At 54.1% G+C, this 21,813-nt stretch carries 20 protein-coding genes; 17 read left to right on the top strand and 3 right to left on the bottom strand.

From position 1 onward, the window contains the following. The first annotated feature begins 77 nt into the window (after window positions 1-77). The 5 genes from trxA (at window position 78) to proC (ending at window position 4,071) form a co-directional block, all read left to right on the top strand. Window positions 78-389: a thioredoxin gene (trxA, locus tag INF30_RS06120; RefSeq protein WP_076780742.1), complete on the top strand. Its 312-nt coding sequence runs from the start codon at window positions 78-80 to the stop codon at window positions 387-389. A 217-nt stretch (window positions 390-606) separates the two neighbouring features. Continuing rightward, window positions 607-1,749: a YdjY domain-containing protein gene (locus INF30_RS06125; protein WP_076776698.1), complete on the top strand. Its 1,143-nt coding sequence runs from the start codon at window positions 607-609 to the stop codon at window positions 1,747-1,749. Then, window positions 1,749-2,177, top strand: coding sequence for a hypothetical protein (locus INF30_RS06130; protein WP_076776699.1), 429 nt, complete (start codon window positions 1,749-1,751; stop codon window positions 2,175-2,177). The genes INF30_RS06125 and INF30_RS06130 overlap by 1 nt, the downstream gene beginning before the upstream one ends. 151 nt (window positions 2,178-2,328) lie before the next feature. Further along, window positions 2,329-3,240 carry a ketopantoate reductase family protein gene (locus tag INF30_RS06135; protein ID WP_226394565.1) on the top strand — a complete coding sequence of 304 codons (912 nt, stop codon included), beginning with the start codon at window positions 2,329-2,331 and terminating at the stop codon, window positions 3,238-3,240. A gap of 30 nt (window positions 3,241-3,270) precedes the next feature. After that, window positions 3,271-4,071, top strand: coding sequence for a pyrroline-5-carboxylate reductase (proC, locus tag INF30_RS06140; protein ID WP_226394566.1), 801 nt, complete (start codon window positions 3,271-3,273; stop codon window positions 4,069-4,071). Window positions 4,072-4,108: 37 nt separating this feature from the next. Here proC and INF30_RS06145 read toward each other — a convergent pair whose 3' ends face one another. Next, entirely contained in the window at window positions 4,109-4,795 is a 687-nt protein-coding gene (locus INF30_RS06145) for a Crp/Fnr family transcriptional regulator (protein WP_226394567.1), read from the bottom strand. 116 nt (window positions 4,796-4,911) lie between these two features. Between INF30_RS06145 and INF30_RS06150 the strand changes: the two genes are divergently transcribed. The 4 genes from INF30_RS06150 (at window position 4,912) to INF30_RS06165 (ending at window position 10,242) form a co-directional block, all read left to right on the top strand. Beyond that, entirely contained in the window at window positions 4,912-5,484 is a 573-nt protein-coding gene (locus tag INF30_RS06150) for a nucleotidyl transferase family protein (RefSeq protein WP_226394568.1), read from the top strand. A gap of 215 nt (window positions 5,485-5,699) precedes the next feature. After that, window positions 5,700-6,137 carry a MarR family winged helix-turn-helix transcriptional regulator gene (locus INF30_RS06155; RefSeq protein WP_226394569.1) on the top strand — a complete coding sequence of 146 codons (438 nt, stop codon included), beginning with the start codon at window positions 5,700-5,702 and terminating at the stop codon, window positions 6,135-6,137. 30 nt (window positions 6,138-6,167) lie between these two features. Beyond that, on the top strand, window positions 6,168-8,399 hold the full coding sequence (locus INF30_RS06160) for an ABC transporter ATP-binding protein (RefSeq protein ID WP_226394570.1): 2,232 nt from the start codon (window positions 6,168-6,170) through the stop codon (window positions 8,397-8,399). 1 nt (window position 8,400) lies between these two features. Next, window positions 8,401-10,242: an ABC transporter ATP-binding protein gene (locus tag INF30_RS06165; protein ID WP_226394571.1), complete on the top strand. Its 1,842-nt coding sequence runs from the start codon at window positions 8,401-8,403 to the stop codon at window positions 10,240-10,242. A 196-nt stretch (window positions 10,243-10,438) separates the two neighbouring features. On the opposite strand, the gene INF30_RS06170 is transcribed toward INF30_RS06165, so the two are convergent. Further along, window positions 10,439-11,116 (bottom strand): LrgB family protein, encoded by a 678-nt coding sequence (locus tag INF30_RS06170; protein ID WP_226394572.1) that lies wholly within the window; start codon window positions 11,114-11,116, stop codon window positions 10,439-10,441. Next, entirely contained in the window at window positions 11,113-11,475 is a 363-nt protein-coding gene (locus INF30_RS06175) for a CidA/LrgA family protein (RefSeq protein WP_076776714.1), read from the bottom strand. The genes INF30_RS06170 and INF30_RS06175 overlap by 4 nt, the downstream gene beginning before the upstream one ends. A 194-nt stretch (window positions 11,476-11,669) precedes the next feature. On the opposite strand from INF30_RS06175, the gene INF30_RS06180 reads away from it, so the two are divergent. The 8 genes from INF30_RS06180 (at window position 11,670) to INF30_RS06215 (ending at window position 21,807) form a co-directional block, all read left to right on the top strand. Next, entirely contained in the window at window positions 11,670-12,830 is a 1,161-nt protein-coding gene (locus tag INF30_RS06180) for an exonuclease SbcCD subunit D (protein ID WP_226394573.1), read from the top strand. Continuing rightward, window positions 12,827-15,694 carry an SbcC/MukB-like Walker B domain-containing protein gene (locus INF30_RS06185; RefSeq protein WP_226394574.1) on the top strand — a complete coding sequence of 956 codons (2,868 nt, stop codon included), beginning with the start codon at window positions 12,827-12,829 and terminating at the stop codon, window positions 15,692-15,694. Before INF30_RS06180 ends, INF30_RS06185 begins: the two co-directional genes overlap by 4 nt. 68 nt (window positions 15,695-15,762) lie before the next feature. Continuing rightward, window positions 15,763-16,386: a cytidylate kinase-like family protein gene (locus INF30_RS06190; RefSeq protein WP_076776719.1), complete on the top strand. Its 624-nt coding sequence runs from the start codon at window positions 15,763-15,765 to the stop codon at window positions 16,384-16,386. Between the two features lie 31 nt (window positions 16,387-16,417). After that, a complete protein-coding gene (locus INF30_RS06195; RefSeq protein ID WP_226394575.1) occupies window positions 16,418-16,759 on the top strand; it encodes an arsenate reductase family protein in 342 nt (113 codons plus the stop codon). Window positions 16,760-16,772: 13 nt separating this feature from the next. Further along, window positions 16,773-17,462, top strand: a complete 690-nt coding sequence (locus INF30_RS06200) for a response regulator transcription factor (protein ID WP_226394576.1) — start codon at window positions 16,773-16,775, stop codon at window positions 17,460-17,462. Further along, on the top strand, window positions 17,435-18,595 hold the full coding sequence (locus tag INF30_RS06205; RefSeq protein ID WP_226394577.1) for a sensor histidine kinase: 1,161 nt from the start codon (window positions 17,435-17,437) through the stop codon (window positions 18,593-18,595). The genes INF30_RS06200 and INF30_RS06205 overlap by 28 nt, the downstream gene beginning before the upstream one ends. Before the next feature lie 51 nt (window positions 18,596-18,646). Continuing rightward, on the top strand, window positions 18,647-19,318 hold the full coding sequence (locus INF30_RS06210; protein WP_226394578.1) for an ABC transporter ATP-binding protein: 672 nt from the start codon (window positions 18,647-18,649) through the stop codon (window positions 19,316-19,318). Continuing rightward, window positions 19,315-21,807 (top strand): ABC transporter permease, encoded by a 2,493-nt coding sequence (locus tag INF30_RS06215; RefSeq protein WP_226394579.1) that lies wholly within the window; start codon window positions 19,315-19,317, stop codon window positions 21,805-21,807. Before INF30_RS06210 ends, INF30_RS06215 begins: the two co-directional genes overlap by 4 nt. Window positions 21,808-21,813 lie beyond the last annotated feature (6 nt).

Below are 21,813 nucleotides of genomic sequence, written 5' to 3' on the forward strand. Positions count from 1 at the left end.
GAAAACGAAAAAAGCAATCCCAAAAAGATCCTCCGGCAGACCGGACGGAATCAGTGGAAAGAAAGGAAGGAATAAATATGGCAGCATTACATTTCACAAAGGACAATTTTGAAAAAGAGGTATTACAGTCAGATGTACCGGTACTGGTGGATTTCTGGGCTACCTGGTGCGGACCGTGCCAGATGGTTCTGCCCATCATCGAGGAACTCTCCGAGGAGCTTACCGGCGTGAAGATCGGGAAAGTCAATGTGGATGAGGAGATGGAGCTGGCAAAGCAGTACAGGGTAATGTCCATCCCTACACTCATCGTGTTCAAGGACGGAAAGAAAGTAAACATGGCAGTCGGTGCCCAGGGCAAGGAAGAGATCAAAGCTCTGCTTGGCCTGTAGATATAAAAAACCTCTCACAGATTATGTTAAAAAGGCAGGGACATTTTGTCCCTGCTTTTTTGCACAGAAATCTGTCCGGCCTGGTACCGGGAATGGTTTATGGAAAAAAACAATAAGTACAAAGAAATATAAAAAATTCCGATTGGCTTTTCGAAGACATAGAGAGTAAGATAAAACAGAATAAAAAGCTATGTCTGAACAAAGGAGGAGAGTTTTTATGAAAAAGACAGCATTATTCCTTGCACTGCTTCTGACCATGGGAATGGCAGGATGCGGCGCGCAGGAAGAGGAGACCGGCAGCGACAACGCCGGGGAGACAGCCCAGGAGACACAGGAGGAAACAGAAGCCCTTACAGTGGATGCTGAGTCGAAAACCATCACAGTGCAGGCTACAGCAACGGGAAATACTGAGTCTTCCATCCACCTGCTTGTGAATGACTCCGGAAGCAACGCCGAGAGCGCTTTCTTTACCACAGAGGCATCTACAATGGACTTCTATGATGCGATCGTGGAGCTGGGCGGTATTCCGGGAAATAATATACCAGTAGATGCCGAGAGCGGGACAATCCTTGGAAGCGGCCTGGATGTGTCCATCCAGGTAGACGGGACAGACTACGACACATATGACCTGATCACAGCCTCTGAGGAGAGGGAGATGGACATGCGTTTTGGCGGCAATGTGGCCCTCAATCAGGAGTACGCTACAGGGTGTCTGCTCTGTATGGAGAGCTGCTCAGTAGGTATCGCCAGCGATGCGGCTTACCAGTATAATGAGCCCATCGAGTTCACACCTTCAGATAATATGCCGGAGGAAGGAACGGAGGTAACTTTTACGATCACAGTGGATGACACAGCCATGGTAGTGAACGAGGAGGCAAAGACTATTTCCATGAATATTCTGTCCACAGGATATGACGAGTCTACGATCCATGCCATCGTAAACGAGGAAGGATCCAACGCGGACAAGACTTTATTTACTACCACAGCAGCCACAAAGGATTTCTATGATGCGCTGAAACAGCTTGGAGCACAGGACGGAAACAATATTGCACTGGATGATCCGGATGGCATTATAGAAGGAACGGATCTGGATGTAAATGTAGAAATCGGTACAGAGACCTGCTCTTTTGCAGATCTGTTTACAGCCTCCGAGGAGAGAGAGATGGCTATGCGCTTCGGCGGAAACCTGGAGGTGAACCAGGAGTATGCTACAGGCTGCATTATGTGTCTGGAGAGCTGCCCGGCCGGTATCACAAGCAACGCAGCTTACCAGTACCAGGAGGAGATCACATTCGGACCTTCTGACAAAATGCCTGCCAAGGGAACGCATATCATCGCCACATTTACGGTTGCAGAATAATGGCACGGATCATTGGAGCTGTCTATAACGGACTGATCTGGGCCAGTGTGATCACGCTGCTCTGTGTCAATTCCGTTGTAATATGTATGCGGATCAACATGGGGACGCTGTTTCTTATATCATTTGTGGGAACAGCTGCCCTGCTGTGGATCATTTCATTTCTTAAAAAATGGAAGATCGGCGCTCTTTTCAGCATTCTCAACCTGGCAGTCTGCGGGCTGGCCATTACTGCGGCCTTTCGGCTGATCTACAACAAGGATCTTATGACAAGGCCGGCTTTTATCCTGCAGCTTGCCCTTCACAGACAGGCACCTCCGCAGGAGCTGGTCAATGGAGTGATCCTGGCAGTGCTGGCAGGGGGATATCTGGTGGTACTGGCAGCAGACCTTGTGGAAAAAAGAAAAGGGACCAGTAAAAAAGACAGATAAAAACAACAGTAAAAAGCTGTTCTGCCAAAAGAGGATGAAAGATCCTCCCCGGCAGAGCGGCTTTTCTTTACATGTTTTCCTGTCCGTGGTATCCTGTTTTACAGGAGTGATCCTGAAGGAATTTTACAGACAGCGCAGGAGGAATGCAGGGATGATAGAGAAAACAGCGATCATAGGAATGGGGGCGCTGGGCCTTCTCTACGCGGATCAGATCGCATCCGCAAAAGGACCGGAGAGTGTCTCCTTTGTCATGGACCGGGAGAGATACGAAAAATATGAGGGCACAGTGTTTGTCTGCAACGGGCAGGAGAAGACGTTTCGGATGGAGTGCTGCCAGGATGTTTCACCGGCAGATCTTGTCATTGTGGCAGTCAAGTACAATGGACTTGCAGGCGCTCTGGACACCATGAAAAACTGTGTGGGAAAGGACACGGTGATCCTCTCTGTGATGAACGGCATCAGCAGCGAGAAGATCATTGGAGAAAGGTACGGACATGACCGCCTCATCGACACAGTGGCGCAGGGCATGGATGCCATGAAGTTTGGAAATAAGCTGACCTATACAAAGAAGGGTGAACTGCGCATCGGGGCGGAGGACGCCTGCCAGCAGGAAAATCTGGCTCGTGTGGCAGCTTATTTTGATGAGATACAGATGCCATATACGCTGGAGGAGGATATCCTGCACCGTCTGTGGGGAAAATTCATGCTGAACGTGGGCGTGAACCAGACCTGTATGGCCTATGAGACCAACTATGGGGGCGCTCTTAGAGAGGGAAGCGAGGCAAATGAGACCATGCTGGCTGCCATGAGAGAGGTGATCGCCCTTGCAAACGCGGAGGGGATCCATCTGACTGAGACAGACCTTGACGAGTACATAGCCATTCTTCGCACGCTCTCTCCGGAGGGAATGCCCTCCATGCGCCAGGACGGTGTCTCCAGGCGTCCCTCGGAGGTGGAGATGTTTGCAGGGACTGTGATCCCCATGGCTGCCAGGCACGGGATACCTGTGCCTGCCAATACATTTTTATATGATAAGATCAAAAAAATAGAAGCGTCCTATTGAGGGAAAAGCTATATGTACAGGAGGTCTGACATGACAGGAGAAGAGGTAAAGATCGGATTTATTGGATTTGGAAATATGGGCCAGGCCATTGCGGACGGGTTTTTGTATACCCATACATTGAAGCCGTCCCAGATGTGTGCCTGCGCGGTGAACTATGAAAAATTGAAAAAGAACACAGAAAAACGAGGCATGAAAGCCTGCCGGGACAGCAAAGAGACGGTAGAGCAGTCAGATATTGTAGTAGTGGCAGTGAAGCCCTGGATGACAGGAGCTGTGCTGGCTCCCCTGAAGGATCTCCTTGCAGGGAAGATCCTCTGGTCTGTGGCAGCAGGAGTGATGTTTGACGACTATGAGGCAATGCTGGCGCCGGGCACCCACCATATCAGCGCTATCCCCAGCACGCCGGCAGCCGTGGGGGAAGGCATCTACACATGTGAGAAAAAGCATTCTCTCACAGAGGAGGAATATGCCCTTTTCCATTCTCTTTTATCGGCCATCGGAATTGTGGCGGAGGTGGAGACGCAGAAAGTCAATATCGCCAACACCATAAGCGGATGCGGCCCTGCCTTTGCCAGCATGTTTATCGAAGCGCTGGGAGATGCAGGAGTTATGTACGGGCTTACCAGGCCCCAGGCCTATGAGCTGGCTGCAGGCATGATCGCAGGGACCGGGAAACTGATGCTCCATCAGGGCAAACATCCGGGTCAGATGAAGGACGATGTGTGCTCCCCGGGCGGCACCACTATCCGGGGTGTGGCAGCTCTTGAGAAGGCGGGCTTCCGCACAGCGATCATCCAGGCTGTGGAGGCCGCTATGAAGACTTATGAATAGAAGAGGATAGGAAGATTTCCCGGAAGCAAAATGCCTGTTATGGCTGCGTATCTGCCAGTTTTCGGAGCGCTTTTTTGTCGAGAAGAGTGACGCTTCCCCTTGAGAGAGCCACATAGCCCTCCTGAGAGAAATATTTCAGCATCCGGGTCACCACCTCGCGGGCGCTCCCCATCAGTTTCGCGATCTGCTCATGGGTGAGGGTGAGCCTGTCCGTGCCAAGGGAGGCGGACTCATCCAGGAGGAAGATGGCGAGCCTTCTGTCAAAACTCATGAACAGGATCTGCTGCATGGCCCACATGACATCGGAGAACCGTTCGGCGGCCGCTCTGTTGGCAAAGGCTTCCACATAGATGTTGTCGTGCATCAGCAGGGAGATGACAGAGGAGCTGACCTGGAGCACCTGGCTGTCCTCCACTGCGTCAATATACACGTCAAAAGTGATGGAGGAGAGAACGCAGGAGGCGGACAGGATGCACAGTTCGCCGGGATAGATCCGGTAAAGCGTGATCTCTTTGCCGTCCTCGGACATGATGTAGACCCGGAGAGAGCCGCTCTTTACAAGGAGCAGCCCCAGGCATTTGTAGTCGGCCCGGTGGATGGATGATCCTTTTTTATAGGAGACAGCTGCCGTATTCTGCAGGAGCAGATTTTTCTCTGCAGAAGAAAGATGGGGGAAAAACGAGAGGGCACTTTCAAGGAATGCCTGGTCCGTCTGATTTGACATATCAATGATACCTCCTGTGATCAATGCTGGTATCATTTTAGTACATCTGCAGAGAAAGAACAAGTTTACAGTCACTGACTTTGTGTTTGCATTATATTTTACGAAAGAGGTTTGTTATGGTTGAAAAAGGAGTTGTAAACGCGAGATTCCAGATCCCGCATTTGAAGCATATTGAGTATATCCTGGCCGCGAAGATGCGCTGCCAGAAACTGTATATCGGGATCACCAACCCGGACCCTTCCTGTGTCCGGGAGTCGGTCAACGATGAGGTGCGGTCCACACCGGCAGCCAATCCCCTGACCTATCTGGAGCGCTATGAGATGCTTAAGGGAGTCATGGAAGAGTTTAACGTGCCTTTGTCTGCCTACGAGATCGTACCCTTCCCCATTCACCGGCCGGAGTTTATCACCCAGTATACGCCTGTGGACGGGGTCTACTACCTGGGGATCTGCGATGGCTGGGATGAGGAGAAGCTGAAGATCCTGAAGGGGCTCGACCTGAAGACGGAAGTGCTGTGGCGCCGCAGCAAGGAGGAGTGCGGCGTTACCGGCACCTGGATCCGGAGCTGTATCGCCACGGGCCAGGAGTGGGAGCATCTGGTCCCCAAGTATGTGTACCAGTACATAACAGAACACGGCATCGAAGAGAGGATCCGCCGGTTGTATAATTTGGGACGTAATACTTTTTAAAAGTATTACGTCCCAAATTGCGTTTTTTCGTTAGGTGATAAAATGATTTTTTGTGAGAAATTCTTAAAAAATCATAAAGAATTACTATTGTATGTTGACTTCATATAGGCATATCTCTAAAATAACCGTTAGACAACTAACGAAAAGTGAGGTGTTAAATTTTGGATGGAAAAAGCATGCCTCTTCAGATGCTTTTGATGAGGAGTGCGCACTTGTTGAAATACCAGACGATTTCTCTTGTTGAACGATTTGACATGAATCTGGGGCAGGCTGCGATCCTGTTCATCCTGAGCCGGTACGGCAATCTGACCCAGCGCCAGCTGTCCGGCAGGGCCGGCATTACGCCGCCCTCCATGACAGTGGCCCTTCGGAAGATGGAGGAGAAGGGGCTGGTCAAGAAGGAGCCGGACCCGGATGATCAGAGAAAGACGCGGATCCACCTGACAGACACAGGCAGAAGCCGCATAGAAGACCTGAAGCAGCTGTTCCGCAAGACGGAGGCAGTCATGCTCCAGGACTTCCGGGAGGAGGAGAAACTCCTCCTCAGACGGTTCCTTATGCAGATCGAAGACAATATCATGGACTCGAAAGAAATGAAGGACATAGACTTAAGCGAGATCATGTGCCGGCTGCATCCGGAAAAACATTTTTAACCCAGAGCAAAGAAGGAGTGACAAGTATTTATGGGAAAACTGTTAAAATTTCTGAAACCACATGCAGGCGCAGTGCTGGCAATCCTGTGTGTGCTGATGGTGCAGGCCTGGTGTGACCTGTCCCTGCCGACTTACACGTCGGATATTGTAAATGTAGGTATCCAGCAGGGCGGTGTGGATGAGAGCGTGCCGGAACAGATCTCCGGTGACGAGCTTGAAAAACTGCTCCTTTTTATCCCATCGGAGGATCAGGATACAGTACAGAACGCTTACAGCGAGGTCGCGGATGGCAGCTATGACTACGACGGGACTGTCTATGAATTGAAGGAGAGTGTCATGGACAGTGATGAGGATATGGAGGAGCTGTCAGGGATCATGGGAAAACCGATGCTCCTGGCAGCCGGCTTTGAGAGCGGCAGCGACACCACGGCAGCCCTGGAGGAAACCATGCGGCAGCAGATGCCGCAGATGCCGGGTGTTTCAGACATGACTGTGTTTGATATGCTGGGAATGATGGACGACAGTGCAAGGGACCAGGTGATCGCCCAGATGGATGAGGGCATGGACAGCATGCCCGACACCATGGTGGAGCAGGCGGCCACTCTGTACATCCAGTCTGCCTATGAAGAGCTGGGCATGGATATGGACGCCATGCAGACGAATTATATCCTTGTCACAGGAGGAAAAATGCTGGCGCTGGCAGCCCTCGGTATGCTGGCCAGCATCACGGTAGGCCTTATGGCATCCCGCGTGGCGGCCAGTGTGGGCCGGGAAGCCAGAGGAAAAGTATTCCAGAAAGTGGTGGGATTTTCCAATGGGGAATTCGATAAATTTTCCACAGCCTCCCTCATTACCAGGAGTACCAACGATATCCAGCAGATCCAGATGCTGACAGTTATGATCCTCAGGATGGTGCTGTACGCCCCCATCATGGCAGTGGGAGGAATTTGGAAAGTGCTGCATACAAATGTGTCCATGACCTGGATCATTGCTCTTGGAGTGGCGCTGATCCTCATGGTAGTGATCGTGCTCTTCCTTGTCGTTATGCCGAAATTCAAGATCGTTCAGAAAATGGTGGACCGTCTGAACCTTGTGTCCAGAGAGATCCTGACAGGCCTGCAGGTTATCCGGGCTTTCGGCACCGAGAAATACGAGGAGGAACGGTTTGACAAGGCCAACAAGGACCTGACCAGGCTGAACTTGTTTGTCAACCGGGCCATGACCTTTATGATGCCTGTCATGATGCTTGTGATGAACGGTATCTCCGTGCTGATCGTCTGGACAGGTGCCCACAGCGTCAATGATGGTGCCATGCAGGTTGGAGACATGATGGCCTTTATCCAGTACACGATGCAGATCATCATGGCCTTCCTTATGATCTGTATGATCTCTGTCATGCTGCCAAGAGCGGCTGTCTCTGCAGAGCGTGTAGATGAAGTGCTGCGCAGCTCCACAGCGATCAATGACCCGGAACAGCCGGAGAAGCTGGAAGACTGCAGAGGCGAGATCTGCTTTGATCACGTTTCCTTCCGGTACCCGGGAGCAGAGGAGGATGTGCTCCAGGATCTGAACTTTACCGCAAAGCCGGGTCAGACCACAGCGATCATAGGAAGCACAGGAAGCGGAAAATCCACCCTGGTGAACCTGATCCCCAGGTTCTATGACGTGACGGAGGGCAAGATCACCCTGGACGGCCATGACATCCGCAGTCTTACCCAGCATGACCTCCGAGCCCAGCTCGGCTACGTGCCCCAGAAGGGCGTGCTGTTCTCCGGCGATATAGCCTCCAACATCCTCTACGGCAATCCGGAAGGATCCAGGGAGGAAATGGAAGAGGCGGCTCAGATCGCCCAGGCTACAGAATTTATTGACAATAAGAAAAAGAGATATGAAAGTCCCATCTCCCAGGGCGGATCCAATGTGTCCGGCGGACAGAAGCAGAGGCTTTCCATTGCGAGAGCCATCGCAAAACATCCCAGAGTCTTCATTTTTGACGACAGCTTTTCCGCGCTGGATTACAAGACTGACGCGGCAGTCCGGTCTGCTCTTTCCAGCAGAACAAAAGATGCGGCGGTCATTATCGTAGCGCAGAGGATCAGCACCATCCTCCATGCGGAGCAGATCATTGTCCTGGATGACGGAAAGATCGCGGGCATAGGAACACACAGGGAGCTTCTGAAAAACTGTGAGGCGTACTACCAGATCGCGTCCTCCCAGCTTTCGGAGGAAGAACTGGAACGAGACATGAAGGAGGCGGTCTAATATGGCAGAGACAAGACAGACAAAAAGACACGGACATATGGGCGGCGGAAGACACATGATGCCGGGAGAGAAGGCAAAAGACTTTAAAGGCACTATGAAGAAGCTGATGGCGTATATGGGAAGCTACAAGATCGCAATCCTCTTTGTCATGCTCTTTGCGGTGGGAGGAACAGCCTTCAACATTATCGGACCAAAGATCCTGGGAAATGCCACTACAGAGATCTTCAACGGCCTTGTGAGCCGCGTGTCCGGCGGAGACGGCATTGACTTTGGAAAGGTGGGACGGATCCTTTTAAGCGCGCTGTCTCTCTATGTAGTCAGCGCAGCGCTCTCCTTCATACAGGGGTACATTATGACAGGGATCTCCCAGAAAATGACGTACCGGCTGCGGAAAGAAATTTCTGAGAAGATAAACCGCATGCCTGTGAAATATTTTGACACAATGACCCACGGCGAGATCCTCTCCCGCATCACCAATGATGTGGACACACTGGGACAGAGCCTGAACCAGAGCGCCACCCAGGTGATCACCTCTGTGACCACCATCATAGGCGTCCTTGTGATGATGCTCAGCATCAGCCCTCTGATGACGGTCATTGCCCTTTTGATCCTTCCTCTGTCCATGTGCCTGATCTCTGTGATCGTGAAGCATTCACAGCGGTACTTCAAAGATCAGCAGGAGTATCTGGGCCATATCAACGGCCAGGTGGAGGAAGTGTACAGCGGACACAATATTGTCAAGGCATTTAATAAAGAAGAGGACATCATCAAGACATTCAATGATACAAATGCAGTCCTCTACCAGTCTGCCTGGAAATCCCAGTTTTTCTCCGGCATGATGATGCCCATCATGCAGTTCGTGGGCAACCTGGGGTATGTGGCAGTGTCCATCCTGGGCGGATATCTGGTGATCAGAAATGCTATCCAGGTAGGAGATATCCAGTCCTTTATCCAGTATGTGCGCCAGTTTACACAGCCCATCCAGCAGGTGGCTCAGGTGGCCAACATGCTCCAGTCCACAGCGGCAGCCTCAGAGCGAGTCTTTGAGTTCCTGGATGAAGAGGAAGAAGAGCAGACCGTGGCGGATCCAGTGCCCACAGACAATCTGGAGGGGCGGGTGGAATTTGAGCATGTACACTTTGGCTACAACCCGGATCACATTATCATCAATGACTTCAACGCAAAGGTAGAGCCGGGACAGAAGATCGCCATCGTGGGACCCACTGGTGCCGGGAAGACAACTATGGTGAAGCTGCTTATGCGCTTCTATGATGTGAACAGCGGATCCATCAAGATAGACGGACACGACCTCCGGGAGTTCAACCGGGCGGATCTTCGCAGTATGTTTGGCATGGTGCTCCAGGATACCTGGCTTTTCAACGGCTCCATCGAGGAGAATATCCGTTACGGCAAACTGGACGCTACCCACGAGGAGGTGGTGGAGGCGGCGAAAGCAGCCTATGTGCACCGTTTTGTGCAGACACTTCCGGGAGGTTATGACATGGTGCTCAACGAGGAGGCGAGCAATGTGTCCCAGGGACAGAAGCAGCTCCTCACCATTGCCAGAGCCATCCTGGCTGATCCGAAGATCCTCATCCTGGATGAGGCCACGAGTTCGGTGGATACCAGGACAGAAGTGCGGATCCAGAAAGCCATGGACAATCTCATGCAGGGAAGAACCAGCTTTATCATAGCTCACAGACTGTCTACGATCCGGGACGCTGACCTGATCCTTGTTATGAAAGACGGGGATATTATTGAGCAGGGAAGTCATGAAGAACTCCTTGCCAAGAACGGTTTCTATGCGGAGCTGTACAATTCACAGTTTGAAAAAAGTGCCTAATCGACACAAAATGACGCATTTCGCGGAACCTACTTGTGCGACATAAAGCCTTATGTTAATATTTCTTATGTCGACACCACGTCTAAACGCATCTGCAGATGTCACATCTGGAAAAGAACTGAAAAAAGGACACAGCCGGCGCTGCCATATCCTGGCAGAAGCCGGCTGTGTCCTTTTTTAATATCAAAGAAGATTCTCATATAAAAAGTGAGAAAATGACGGTGATGATGCCGCAGATTCCGATGGCAAGTCCGCTCATGGCTCCTTCCGTCTCCCCTATCTCCAGAGCCTTTGATGTACCCACTGCGTGGCTGCAGGCCCCGATGGCAAGCCCTGCTTCCAGGGGATCCTTCACCCGGAAGAGACGGACAAAGAAGGGTGCCAGTATGCTTCCCAGTGTGCCGGTGATGAGAACGGCCACCACTGTAACAGGGACCACGCCGGAGAACCGCTCTGTGATGCTGACGGCAATGGGGGTGGTAACTGACTTGGACAGCAGTGACAGCGTGATCTTCTCGTCCAGGTGGAAGAGTGTGCACATCAGGTAAATGCTTCCCATGGAAGCCAGGGAGCCGCAGGTGCAGCCTACCAGGATAGGGAGCCAGTGCTTCTTCAGCAGCTTGATCCTTGTGTAAATGGACACAGCCAGGCAGGCTGTGGCCGGCGCCAGAAACATGTTGATGATCTGCCCGCCCTCATTGTAGGCCTCATAGGGTATGTCAAAGAGAAGGAGAACACCGATGATCAACACAATGGCTACAAGCAGCGGGCTGCAGGCAGTCAGCTTTGTCTTCTTCTGCAATTTTTCTCCGGCCCAGAAGGCCAGGATGCTTAAGGAAATGCCAAAAAACGGGGAGGAAAATATTTCTTTCATGATCCTTTCCTCCTGTTCATCAGCCGCATGGTCAGCCGGATGCTCCAGGCTGTCACAGCGAACGTGATAAAGGTGGACGCCACGCAGATGACAAGGATGGGCAGCAGGCTGCTCTTTAACAGATCCAGATAGTTGATGATACTGACTCCGGCAGGCACAAAGAAAAAGGCCATGTTGGACAGGAGAAAATCTGATTTTTCCTGTATATGCTCAATCTTTAAGATACCAAAGAGCAGACAGACAAAAAGGAGGATCATTCCGATGATGCTGGCAGGAAAAGAAAAAGGAAGAGCCGCCTCAATGACCAGGCCCAGCCAGCAGATCAGAAAAATGATCCCCACCTGTTTGATAATTTTCATAGAATCCCTTCTTTCGTAGTTGATCAGTTTTTCATTATACAGGAAAGCTGCGCAGGCCGCAAGGGCGGAGAAAAGAGATATTTTGTGGCAGATATTTTTGCGGATCTTTTGGGCATGACGGGCAGAATATGGTACAATAACCACATCGCGGCCCTTACAGATGGCCGCCAAGACAGGAAGGAGGAACGTACAGTATGCGTTTTTTTCATATATCCGATCTTCATATCGGGAAACACCTGCATTATTATGATCTGAAAGAAGACCAGAGATACATCCTCTCACGGATCGCTGACGCGGCGGAAGAACAGAGGCCGGATGCCATTGTCATTGCCGGGGACATCTATGACCGGTCTGTTCCCTCCGCTGAGGCAGTCTCCCTCTTTGACTGGTTCCTCACCAGACTGGCGGACATCCGGCCAGCCATCCCGGTGCTGGCCATTGCCGGGAACCATGACTCGGCGGAACGCCTGGACTATGCCAGTGCCATCCTTGGAAGGCAGCACATCCACGTGGCCGGCATGCCTCCTGCCAGGGAGGAAGAACGGATGAAAAAGGTGACGCTGCAGGATGTCTACGGAGAAGTGTGCTTCTACCTTCTCCCCTTCGTAAAGCCCGGTTATGTGCGCCCTGCCTTTCCCCAGGGCCAGGCGCCGGAGGACTACGACGGGGCGGTCCGGGGACTTGTGGAGAGGGAGCAGATCGACACTTCGGTGAGAAATGTCATTGTCACCCACCAGTTCTATATAGCGGCAGGGGTTCCTCCTCTGGCTGCCGGGTCGGAGAGTGTCCGTGTGGGAGGATTGGACAATGTGGATATCTCGGCTCTGGCGGACTTTGACTACTGCGCCCTGGGGCATATCCACAGAAGGCAGCAGGTGGGGGAAGGGCCTGCTTGGTACTGCGGGACGCCTCTGAAATACTCTGTGTCTGAGAGTAGAGATCAGAAGACGCTGACCATAGTGGAGCTGAAAGAGAAGGGCACGCCCCCTGTGCGCACAGAGATCCCACTCGAGCCCCTGCATGAGGTGCGGGAGATTAAGGGGACGCTTGAGGAGGTCCTTGCCGGCGCCGGGGAGGAGATCCGTCAGGACTATGTGAGCGTCACGCTGACAGATGAGAAGGCTCTCTATGAGCCGGCAGACCAGCTGGAGCGCATTTTTCCAAGGCTGCTCCAGGTGCGCCTGGAAAGTCTCCGGGCCCGGCTGAATGGGGAGGAAGGGACACAGGAGCCGGATTTAGACCTTGCGGATCCTCTGGAAGTGTTTGGACAGTTCTTTGAGGAGATGCAGGGCCGCCCTATGGACAGGGAGGAAGAATCGATTATGAGAGAGATGTTTAAGGAGGGGATAGAATGATTCCACGGCGGCTGGTTATGTCAGCCTTCGGCTCCTATGCGGGGAGAGAAGAGATTGACTTTTCACAGGCAGGGCCAGGTATCTTTCTTGTGACCGGGGACACGGGAGCCGGGAAGACCACCATTTTTGATGCCATCACCTACGCGCTCTACGACCAGGCAAGCGGAGGGCGAAGGGATGGACGGATGATGCGCAGCCAGTATGCGGCGGAGGACACCCCCACTTTTGTGGAATTTTCCTTTCAGTACAAGGGGCAGGACTATAGGATCATGCGGAGTCCGGAATACGAGAGGGCAAGCAAAAGAAGGGGGAAAGATGGAGAGAGAAAACGGACTCTGGAGCGGTCAGCGGTCACCCTTTTTCTGCCTGACGGCACGGAATATCCGGGGAAAAAGGCGGAGACCAACCGGAAGATTGTGGAGATCATCGGCCTGGACGCGGGACAGTTCACCCAGACAGTTATGATCGCCCAGGGAGAGTTCCTGAAACTTCTGTCTGCCCGCTCCGATGAGAGGAAGGAGATCTTCTCCAGGATCTTTCAGACAGATCTTTACGCCCGGATGCAGCAAAGGCTCCGTGAGGAGGCCGGCGCTCTCGGGGGACAGATGAAGGATATGGAGAGGCAGGAGGATCAGGAGATGGCCCGCCTCTTCTGCCCGGAAGAAGAGAGCCTGCTTGGCAGGCTGGAGAGCGCGGCCCTGCCGGAGGAGAGACTTGAGGCGGTCCGGCTGATCCTGCAATACGGGAAATCCCGGGAGGAGGCTGCCAAGAGGCAGATCGGTGAACTTGACAAGGAGCTGGAGAAGGTGAACCGGGACCTGGCGGTGGCTCAGGAGCTGAACAGACGGTTTGACTATCTGGAGGAAGCAAGAAAAGGGCGCGCCGCTCTTTTGGAAAATGCCTCTGCCGTGGAGGAGCGGCAGCGTCGGCTGGAGCGCAGCCGGGAGGCCCGCCTGGTCTGCGAGACTTTCAAAAAGAGGGAAGAGGCAGGCCGGCAGAAAGCACTGCTGGAAAAAGGGATCCGGGAGACGGCGGAGAAGATCCGCCAGGCAGGCCAGCAGAAAAAAGAGCTGGTAAAGAGCCAGGAGACAGCCCTTTTGGAAGAGCAGCGCTGCCGGAAGGAGTACCAGGTCCTGATCGGGCAGATCACTCAGGTGACAGACCAGGCGGCCCGGCTTGCCGGAAGCCGCGCTGCACTCCAGAAGTGGGAGAGCCAGGAAGAAGCGGCAAAAGACAGAAAGAAGAGTCTGGAGGAGCTGAGAAAAAGGCTGCCGCTCCTTCGGAAGGAGGAGACAAAAAGGGATATCTGCGCACAGGCTTTTGAGAAGAGCAGGAGGGACTACCAGCAGGCTGCCGACGCCTACCTGGCCTGCAACGACGCCTTCCTTCAGGCCCAGGCAGGTATTCTGGCAAAGGACCTGCGGGAGGGAGTTGCCTGCCCTGTGTGCGGCTCTTTCAACCATCCTGCCCCCGCTCCTCTGCCGGACCGTGCACCGGACCAGGCGGAGGTGAAGGCGGCCAGGAAGCGAAGGGACGAGGCGGAAAAGGAGAAAGACAGAAGACAGCAGCAGCTTCTGGAGGCGGGACAGCACTGCGCCGCCTGCCTGCAGGGGCTCCTCACAGAAGGGAAAAATGTGGTGGGGGAGGCGTTTTCATTTGAGGGAGAGGGGCCGGAGCCCATCCTGGACAGAGAAGAAACCATAAGAGAGAGGGAGCTGCAGGAATGCCGGAGGAAAAAGGAGGAGTCCAGGGAGCAGGTCAGACAGTGGGAGGAGCTGGAAAAGAAGAGGCAGTCCCTCACTGAAGAGCAGGCCGCCTGCTACGCCCGGCAGGAGGAGCAGCAAAAGAAAGCGGCCCTTGCCGGTGACAGGCTGCGCCTGCTGGAACAGACGGTCAGCCAGGCGGAAGGAGAAAAGAAAGCCCGGCAGGCGCAGAAGGAACAGGCGGAAGCACAGGAGGAAGCGCTTGCCCTGGAAGCGCAGAAGGCTCTGGCAGTCTCTTCCTTTGAGACGGAAGACCAGTGCCGGGGCAGTCTTCTTACGGAGGAAGAAAAGGAAGAGCTGGAGAAAAGTCAGGAGGCGTACCGGCAGAAATGCATAGAGGCCGATGCCCGGGTCAAGACCCTGGAAGAACAGCTGGAGGGGAAACAGCCTGTGGAGACCCAGGGACTGACAGAGCAAAAAGCTGGCCTGGATGAGAGAAGGCAGGCCGCAGAGCAGGAGCAGAGAAGATGGTACAGCAAAAATGAGAACAACAAGGATGTGCGGGAGCATCTGAAAAAAATCTACGAAAAGAACAGAAAGCTCAAAGAGCGCTGCGCAAGGCTGCGCCTCCTGGACCAGACCGCAGGGGGCTCCCTCCCCGGACGGCCCAAGATCGATTTCGAATCGTATGTACAGCGCCGCTATTTCCAGCAGATCATTACCTTTGCCAACCGGAGGCTGGAAGCCATGACAGGCGGGAACTTTATCCTGCGGTGCCGCTCCATGGAGCAGCTTGGCAACCGTGGCAGCGTGGGGCTGGATCTGGACGTGTACAGTTTGGACACAGGGAAGATCCGGGATGTGCGCACCCTCTCCGGAGGGGAGTCGTTTATGGCCGCGCTGGCCATGGCGCTTGGCATGGCGGACGTCATATCACGCAGCGCCGGGGGCATCCAGATGAAGGCCATGTTCGTGGACGAGGGCTTTGGCTCTCTGGATGATTATTCCAGGGAGCAGGCTATAGGCGTGCTCAGTGAGCTGGCAGGCTCAGACCGGATGATCGGCATTATCTCCCACGTGACAGAGCTGAAAGAGAGTATTGACAGGCAGCTTGTAGTCACCAAGACAAAAAAGGGCAGTCATGTGCGCTGGAAGCACTAAAATCTTTTGCTTATCCTCTCTGTGTGAAGTATAATAAAGACAGAAGATAAAGAAAGGAGCTGATCCATATGACAGATCATACCATCATAACCATTGGACGTCAGTTTGGAAGCGGCGGCCACGAGATCGGAAACAAGCTTGCCCAGCGGCTGGACATTCCTCTCTACGATAAAAATCTGATCCATATGGCGGCCCAGGAGATCGGCATCAGCAACGAGGCTGCGGAAAATATCAACGAGACATCTCTTGGAAAATTCCTGTCCTCCTATGTGACGAGTCTGGGAGACTACACCGCTTTTATGAGCGGGGAGAGTGTAGAACCTCTCAGTGACCAGATGTACCGGGTGCAGACAGAGCTTGTCAAGAAGCTGGCGGCCCGCAGTTCCTGTGTGATCGTGGGGAGATGTGCGGACTACATTCTGGGAGATTACAGCAACTGCATTCACGTGTTTATCCATGCCTTCAAGGAGGATCGGGTCCGCCGGATTTCCCGGATCTATAAGCTGAACGAAAAGCAGGCCTGGGATAAGATCAAACGAACGGACCGGGAGAGAAGGATGTACTATGAGACCCACGCCGGAAGGCCCTGGGGAAGCATTGAGTCCCACCAGATCCTCTTTAACGCCAGCCTTCTGGGAGTGGATGGGATCGTGGATGCGCTGGAGGCGATCTATCGGTCCAGGCAGAAGTAACACATAAAACGACAAAAGGAGACAGAACATCATGCTTTTTATTGAATATCCAAAATGCAGCACCTGCAAGCGGGCAAAGAAATATCTGGAGGACAGAGGGATCGCGTTCCAGGACCGGCACATTGTGGAGGAAAATCCCACGGAGGAGGAACTGACAAAGTGGATCGGGATGAGTGGCCTGCCAGTGAAAAAATTTTTCAACACAAGCGGCATGAAGTACAAGGAGCTGGGACTTAAGGATCGGCTTCCGGATATGAGCCAGGAGGAACAGATCCGTCTTCTGGCCAGTGACGGCATGCTGGTAAAGCGGCCCCTTCTCATAGACGGGGACCGGATCCTTGTGGGATTTAAGGAAAAAGACTGGACATTTTAGGAGAGGATATCCCATGAAAAGTATACTGCTTGTGGAGGACGACAAAAGCCTGAACCAGGGCATTGCACTGAAACTGAAAAAAGAAGGATACCGCGTTTCTTCTGCCTTCTCCCTGGGGGAGGCAGAAGAACTTTTTGACTCTGCGGCATGGGACCTTATCATCTGCGACGTGGGCCTGCCGGACGGCAGCGGCCTGGATTTCTGCCGGACGGTGCGCCAGGTCAGCGATGTGTTCATTCTGTTCCTGACAGCCCTGGACTCGGAGATCGACATGGTGACAGCCTACGACCTGGGGGCGGACGACTATATGACAAAGCCCTTCAGCCTCATGGTACTTGTCTCCAAGGTCCACGCTTTCATGCGGCGGGCAAAAGAGGCTCCTGCGGTCAGGATCCTCTCCGGTGACATCCTCTTTTCCCTCCGGGAGATGAAGGCTTTTCGGCAGAGACAGGAGGGGGGACCGGAGCCTATCCCTCTGAGCAAAAAAGAGCTGCAGCTTCTCCTGTGCCTGATGGAAAACGCCTGCCAGATCCTTACCAGGGAACAGATTCTGGAGCAGGTGTGGGGCATGGAGGGCCAGTTTGTGGATGACAACACAGTACCTGTCAATATCAGCCGCCTCAAAGGAAAGATCGGAGGCAGCTACATTCAGAATGTAAGGGGGATTGGCTATATATGGACAGAAGAAAGCTTCAGAGAGTAGCCCTGCTTGCAGGGCTGCTCTTTCTTATACTGCTGGCTATTGGCACGCTTCTTCACGCGGCGGGGGAAGCGGTGAAGGAGGAGGATCAGCAGAAGCTGGGGGCTCTTGTCAGGGAGCACCCGGAGTACGAGGACAGCTATGCCCGGATCATGGGCGGGGATGCCCCGAATGAGACGGCAGATCTGGGGGAACAGATCATGGAGAAATACGGCTATAACGCCCGGGACGGCGGAGCCTACAGGGCAGTCCGCCAGTATCTTTTCCTTGCCGGAGGCATTCTGGCAGGTGGGGTGGCGGCTGCTTCCCTGGCGGTGCTGCTGGCCCTGCGGGCCCAGAAGAAGGCGGAGGAAGAAAGGGAGCGTCTGGGGGAGAGCATAGAGGAGCTGAGACTCAGGGAGGAGGGCGCAAGGGAGCGACTTGTCCGGGAAGAACAGGAGACAAAATCCCTGGTGACAGATATTTCCCACCAGCTCAAGACACCTATTGCTGCCCTGCGGATGAGCCTGGAGATCAAAGAGACTACAGAGCTGACAGAGGAGGAGAAAAAGGAATGGTCCGGCAGAGAGCTGGAGGAGGTGGGAAAACTGGAAGAGCTTCTGAACAGTTTTACCCAGCTTTCCAAGCTGGAGGCGGATATGATACAGATCCGTCCCCGGATGGAGGAGATCAGAGGGACGCTGGCCGGAGCGGTGGGGGCTGTCTATATGAAGGCCTTTCGCCGGGGAATAGACCTGTCTCTGGAAGAATCTGAGGACCGCAGGATCCCCCATGATCCAAAATGGACGCGGGAGGCTTTTGCCAATATTCTGGACAATGCGGTGAAATACTCCCCGGAGAACACCTCTGTCACAGTGCGGGTTTCCTGGCTGGCCTCCGCTGTGATGATCGAATTTGAAGACCAGGGCATAGGCGTGCCCCAGGAGGAGGCCCACCGGATCTTTCAGAGATTTTACAGAGGAAATGCCCGGCAGGTCCAGGAGGGGGAAGGAGCCGGTGTGGGGCTCTATCTGGCCCGACGCATCCTGGAGGCCCAGGGAGGCACCATCTGTGTAAAGCGGGGCAGGAGGGGAGGCAGCGATTTTATCGTGACGCTTCCTTACAATTCTGTTATGCATTCTGTAAGCGTCCTGTAAACCGGGCATACTATACTGATACCAGAGTCGAGAAAAGGAGGCTGAACAGATATGAAACCAATATTAGAGACCATCGACCTGGTAAAGTATTACGGGTCCGGCAGCAGCGTGGTCAAAGCCATTGATCACACGGACCTTGCTATCTGGCGGGGCGAGTTTACCGCCATCGTGGGCAGGAGCGGTTCCGGAAAGAGTACTCTGCTCCACATGCTGGGAGGACTGGACCGGCCGGACAGCGGGAAAGTCCTCATAGAGGGAAAAGACATATTTAAACTGAAGGAAGAGCGGCTGGCCGTGTTCCGCAGGAGGAAAATAGGGTTTGTCTTCCAGAGCTACAATCTGGTCCCATCCCTGAATGTGTGGGAGAACATCGTCCTCCCCATCGGTCTGGACGGCCGGAAGGTGGACCGGGAGTTTGTCATGGGCATCATCCGGCGGATCGGCATGGAGGACAAGCTCCACGCCCTGCCCTCCACCCTGTCTGGAGGACAGCAGCAGCGGGCGGCCATCGCCAGGGCTCTGGCGGCGCGGCCGGCCATTATCCTGGCCGACGAGCCCACAGGCAATCTGGACTCCAAAAACGAGCTGGACGTGATCAGCCTTTTAAAGAGCTGCGTCAGCGAGTACGGGCAGACCCTTGTGATGATCACCCACGATGAGACCATCGCCCAGATGGCGGACCGGATGATCCTCATCGAGGACGGCAAGGTGGTGAGCGCATGAAGACAGTGACAAAGACAGCCCTTGCCAATCTGAAGCTGAATCGGGGGAGAAACCTTATCAGCGGTTTTGCCATTTTACTGACAACTCTTCTTATTTTTTTTACGATCACCATAGGGATGGCTGCCGGATCTGTGGAGCTGGCTGCCGTCAATGTCTACTATCCCACCTACCACGCCATGTTCCGGGGCGTGACGGAGGAGAATGTACAGAGGCTGGAAAGCCAGAATGAGATCGAGACCATGGGACTGAGGGAGGATTTTGCCTACGGCGTTGACGATGACGCAGACATTGGGTTTTATGCCATGGACGAGGAGGGGATTCGTCTCAGCAAGATCGAGCTGGAGGAGGGACATTTCCCCAGGGAGGGGAAGGAGATTGCCCTCTCCAGGGGGCTGCTTGCGGAGTACGGCCTGGAGGCCGGCATCGGAGACCAGGTGACTTTGCCCTTTCAGCTGGTGGAGGATGGAGGTCTGGGGTGGCAGCAGGAGGACACCTTCCGGATCACCGGTTTCCTTGAGACGGACACAGACCCGGAGAACAAAGCCTACGGTGTCATCTGCTCCCTGGACTATATGCGCACATCCGTCCCTGCGGAGGACAGGGCGTACCGTGTCCTGCTCAGGCTGAAGGACACCCAAGAGAAGGGGGATGGGATCGAGACTGTGGACGCCCTGGAGGAGAGGGCCTGCGAGATGGGAGAGGACTTTGGCGTTGACCGGGACAATGTAGTTGTCAACACCACCTATCTTCTTGCCAACTATACGGACCCGGGCCTTTACACCGGGATCGGGGCCATCATCCTGGTGGTGGTCGTGGCCGGCGTCCTCTGTATCTACAGCATCTACTATGTGTCCATGGTGCCCAAGATACAGGAGTACGGGCGGTTCAGGGCCATGGGAGCTACCAGGAGGCAGGTGCGGCAGGTCGTGTTCCGGGAAGGGCTGGCAGTGGCCTTTGCAGCCCTTCCCGCCGGTCTTCTTCTTGGCAGTATCCTGGCCAGGCCGGTGCTGCTCACTATCTATAAAATGGCGGACAATGTCGAGACCGCCTACACGGAGCCGGGCATGCACCAGCTCTGCGTCGAGCTGCTGGAAAAGGGACAGGTCCCCATCCTTCGCTGGTGGATTTACCTGCTGACCATCCTGGCGGTCCTTGCCACCGTCTGGCTGTCCCTCGTAAAGCCCATGCGCCTGGCAGCCAGGGTTTCCCCTGTGGAGGCCATGCGCTATCAGGGCGGCAGCAGCCGGAAAAAGGACAGGAGGGGATATGAGAGCCTGAATATCTCCAGGCTCACAAGAACCAACCTGGGGAGAAACAAGAGGCGGACCGTTCTCACAGTCCTCACCCTGGGCTCCATCGGCATTCTTTTTATGGCTGTGGCTACAGTCCTCTCCTGCGCATCGCCGAAGGAGATTGCCCGGCAGGAGTTTGAGGGGGATTACCAGATCTACGTGGACAGCTGGGAGGGGGACAAGATGAACCCGGACCGGGCCTGGGCAAGCATTATGCAGGACAATCCTCTTTCTTCTGCTTTTATAGAGGAGGTGCGCTCTGTCCCGGGCGTGGAGGGGGTGAAGGTCCGCTCCTGGCTGCAGGGCAGCCTCTCGGATCTGGACCCGGAGAGGCAGATCACAACGGCCAATCTGGAGGGCTATGAGGACTCTTATAAAGAAGTCATTCTGTCCGGCATTACAGAGGGGACAGCAGATTGGGATGAGCTGAAAAAGGGGGAGAAGATCATCATGAACCAGCGCCTTCAGCACTGGTTCCCGGATCTGACGGCAGGCAGTCAGGTGAAGCTCCTTCTTGAGACAGAGCAGGGACCGGTGGAGAGAACCTTTGAGATCGCTGCGGTGGGAGCATATCCATCGGGGATCTGCGGAGGTAACTTCCTTCTGCCTGCAGAGTCTCTTGTCCGGTTCACTTCGGCCAACCTGAGCCAGACTTTGGTCATCACGGTGGACAAAGAACAGAAAGAAGAGGCTTTCCAGGCGTTGGATGCTATGGCACAGATCAGCCCCTACCTGGCCACAGACACCTACGACACCCATCTTCAGACATGGGAGAGCGGCATGGGCATCATCGCCCTCCTCGGATATGCCTTCCTCATCGTCCTGGGAGCTATCGGTATCATGAACCTTGTGAACACCATGATCAACAGCATCTACACAAGGAAGAAGGAGCTGGGCATGATGCAGGCCATCGGTCTGTCAGAAAGGCAGCTCCTGGGCATGATGCAGATGGAGGGCCTGTTCTACACGGCGGGGACCCTGGCGGTGGCGCTGGGTATCGGCAGCCTTGCGGGCTACGGCGTTTTCCGGTACATGAAGGCGGAAAATATCATGAATGTGACCAGCTATCATTACCCGGCTCTTCCGGCTGTGCTCCTGGCTCTGGTTGTGGCGCTCACCCAGGTACTCCTCACCGGTGCTGTCTCCCGCAGCTTCCGGAAGATGAGCCTGATCGACCGCATACGGTACTCGGAATAAAAGAAG

This window comes from Claveliimonas monacensis (assembly GCF_014982975.1).
Lineage (GTDB): Bacteria > Bacillota > Clostridia > Lachnospirales > Lachnospiraceae > Claveliimonas > Claveliimonas monacensis.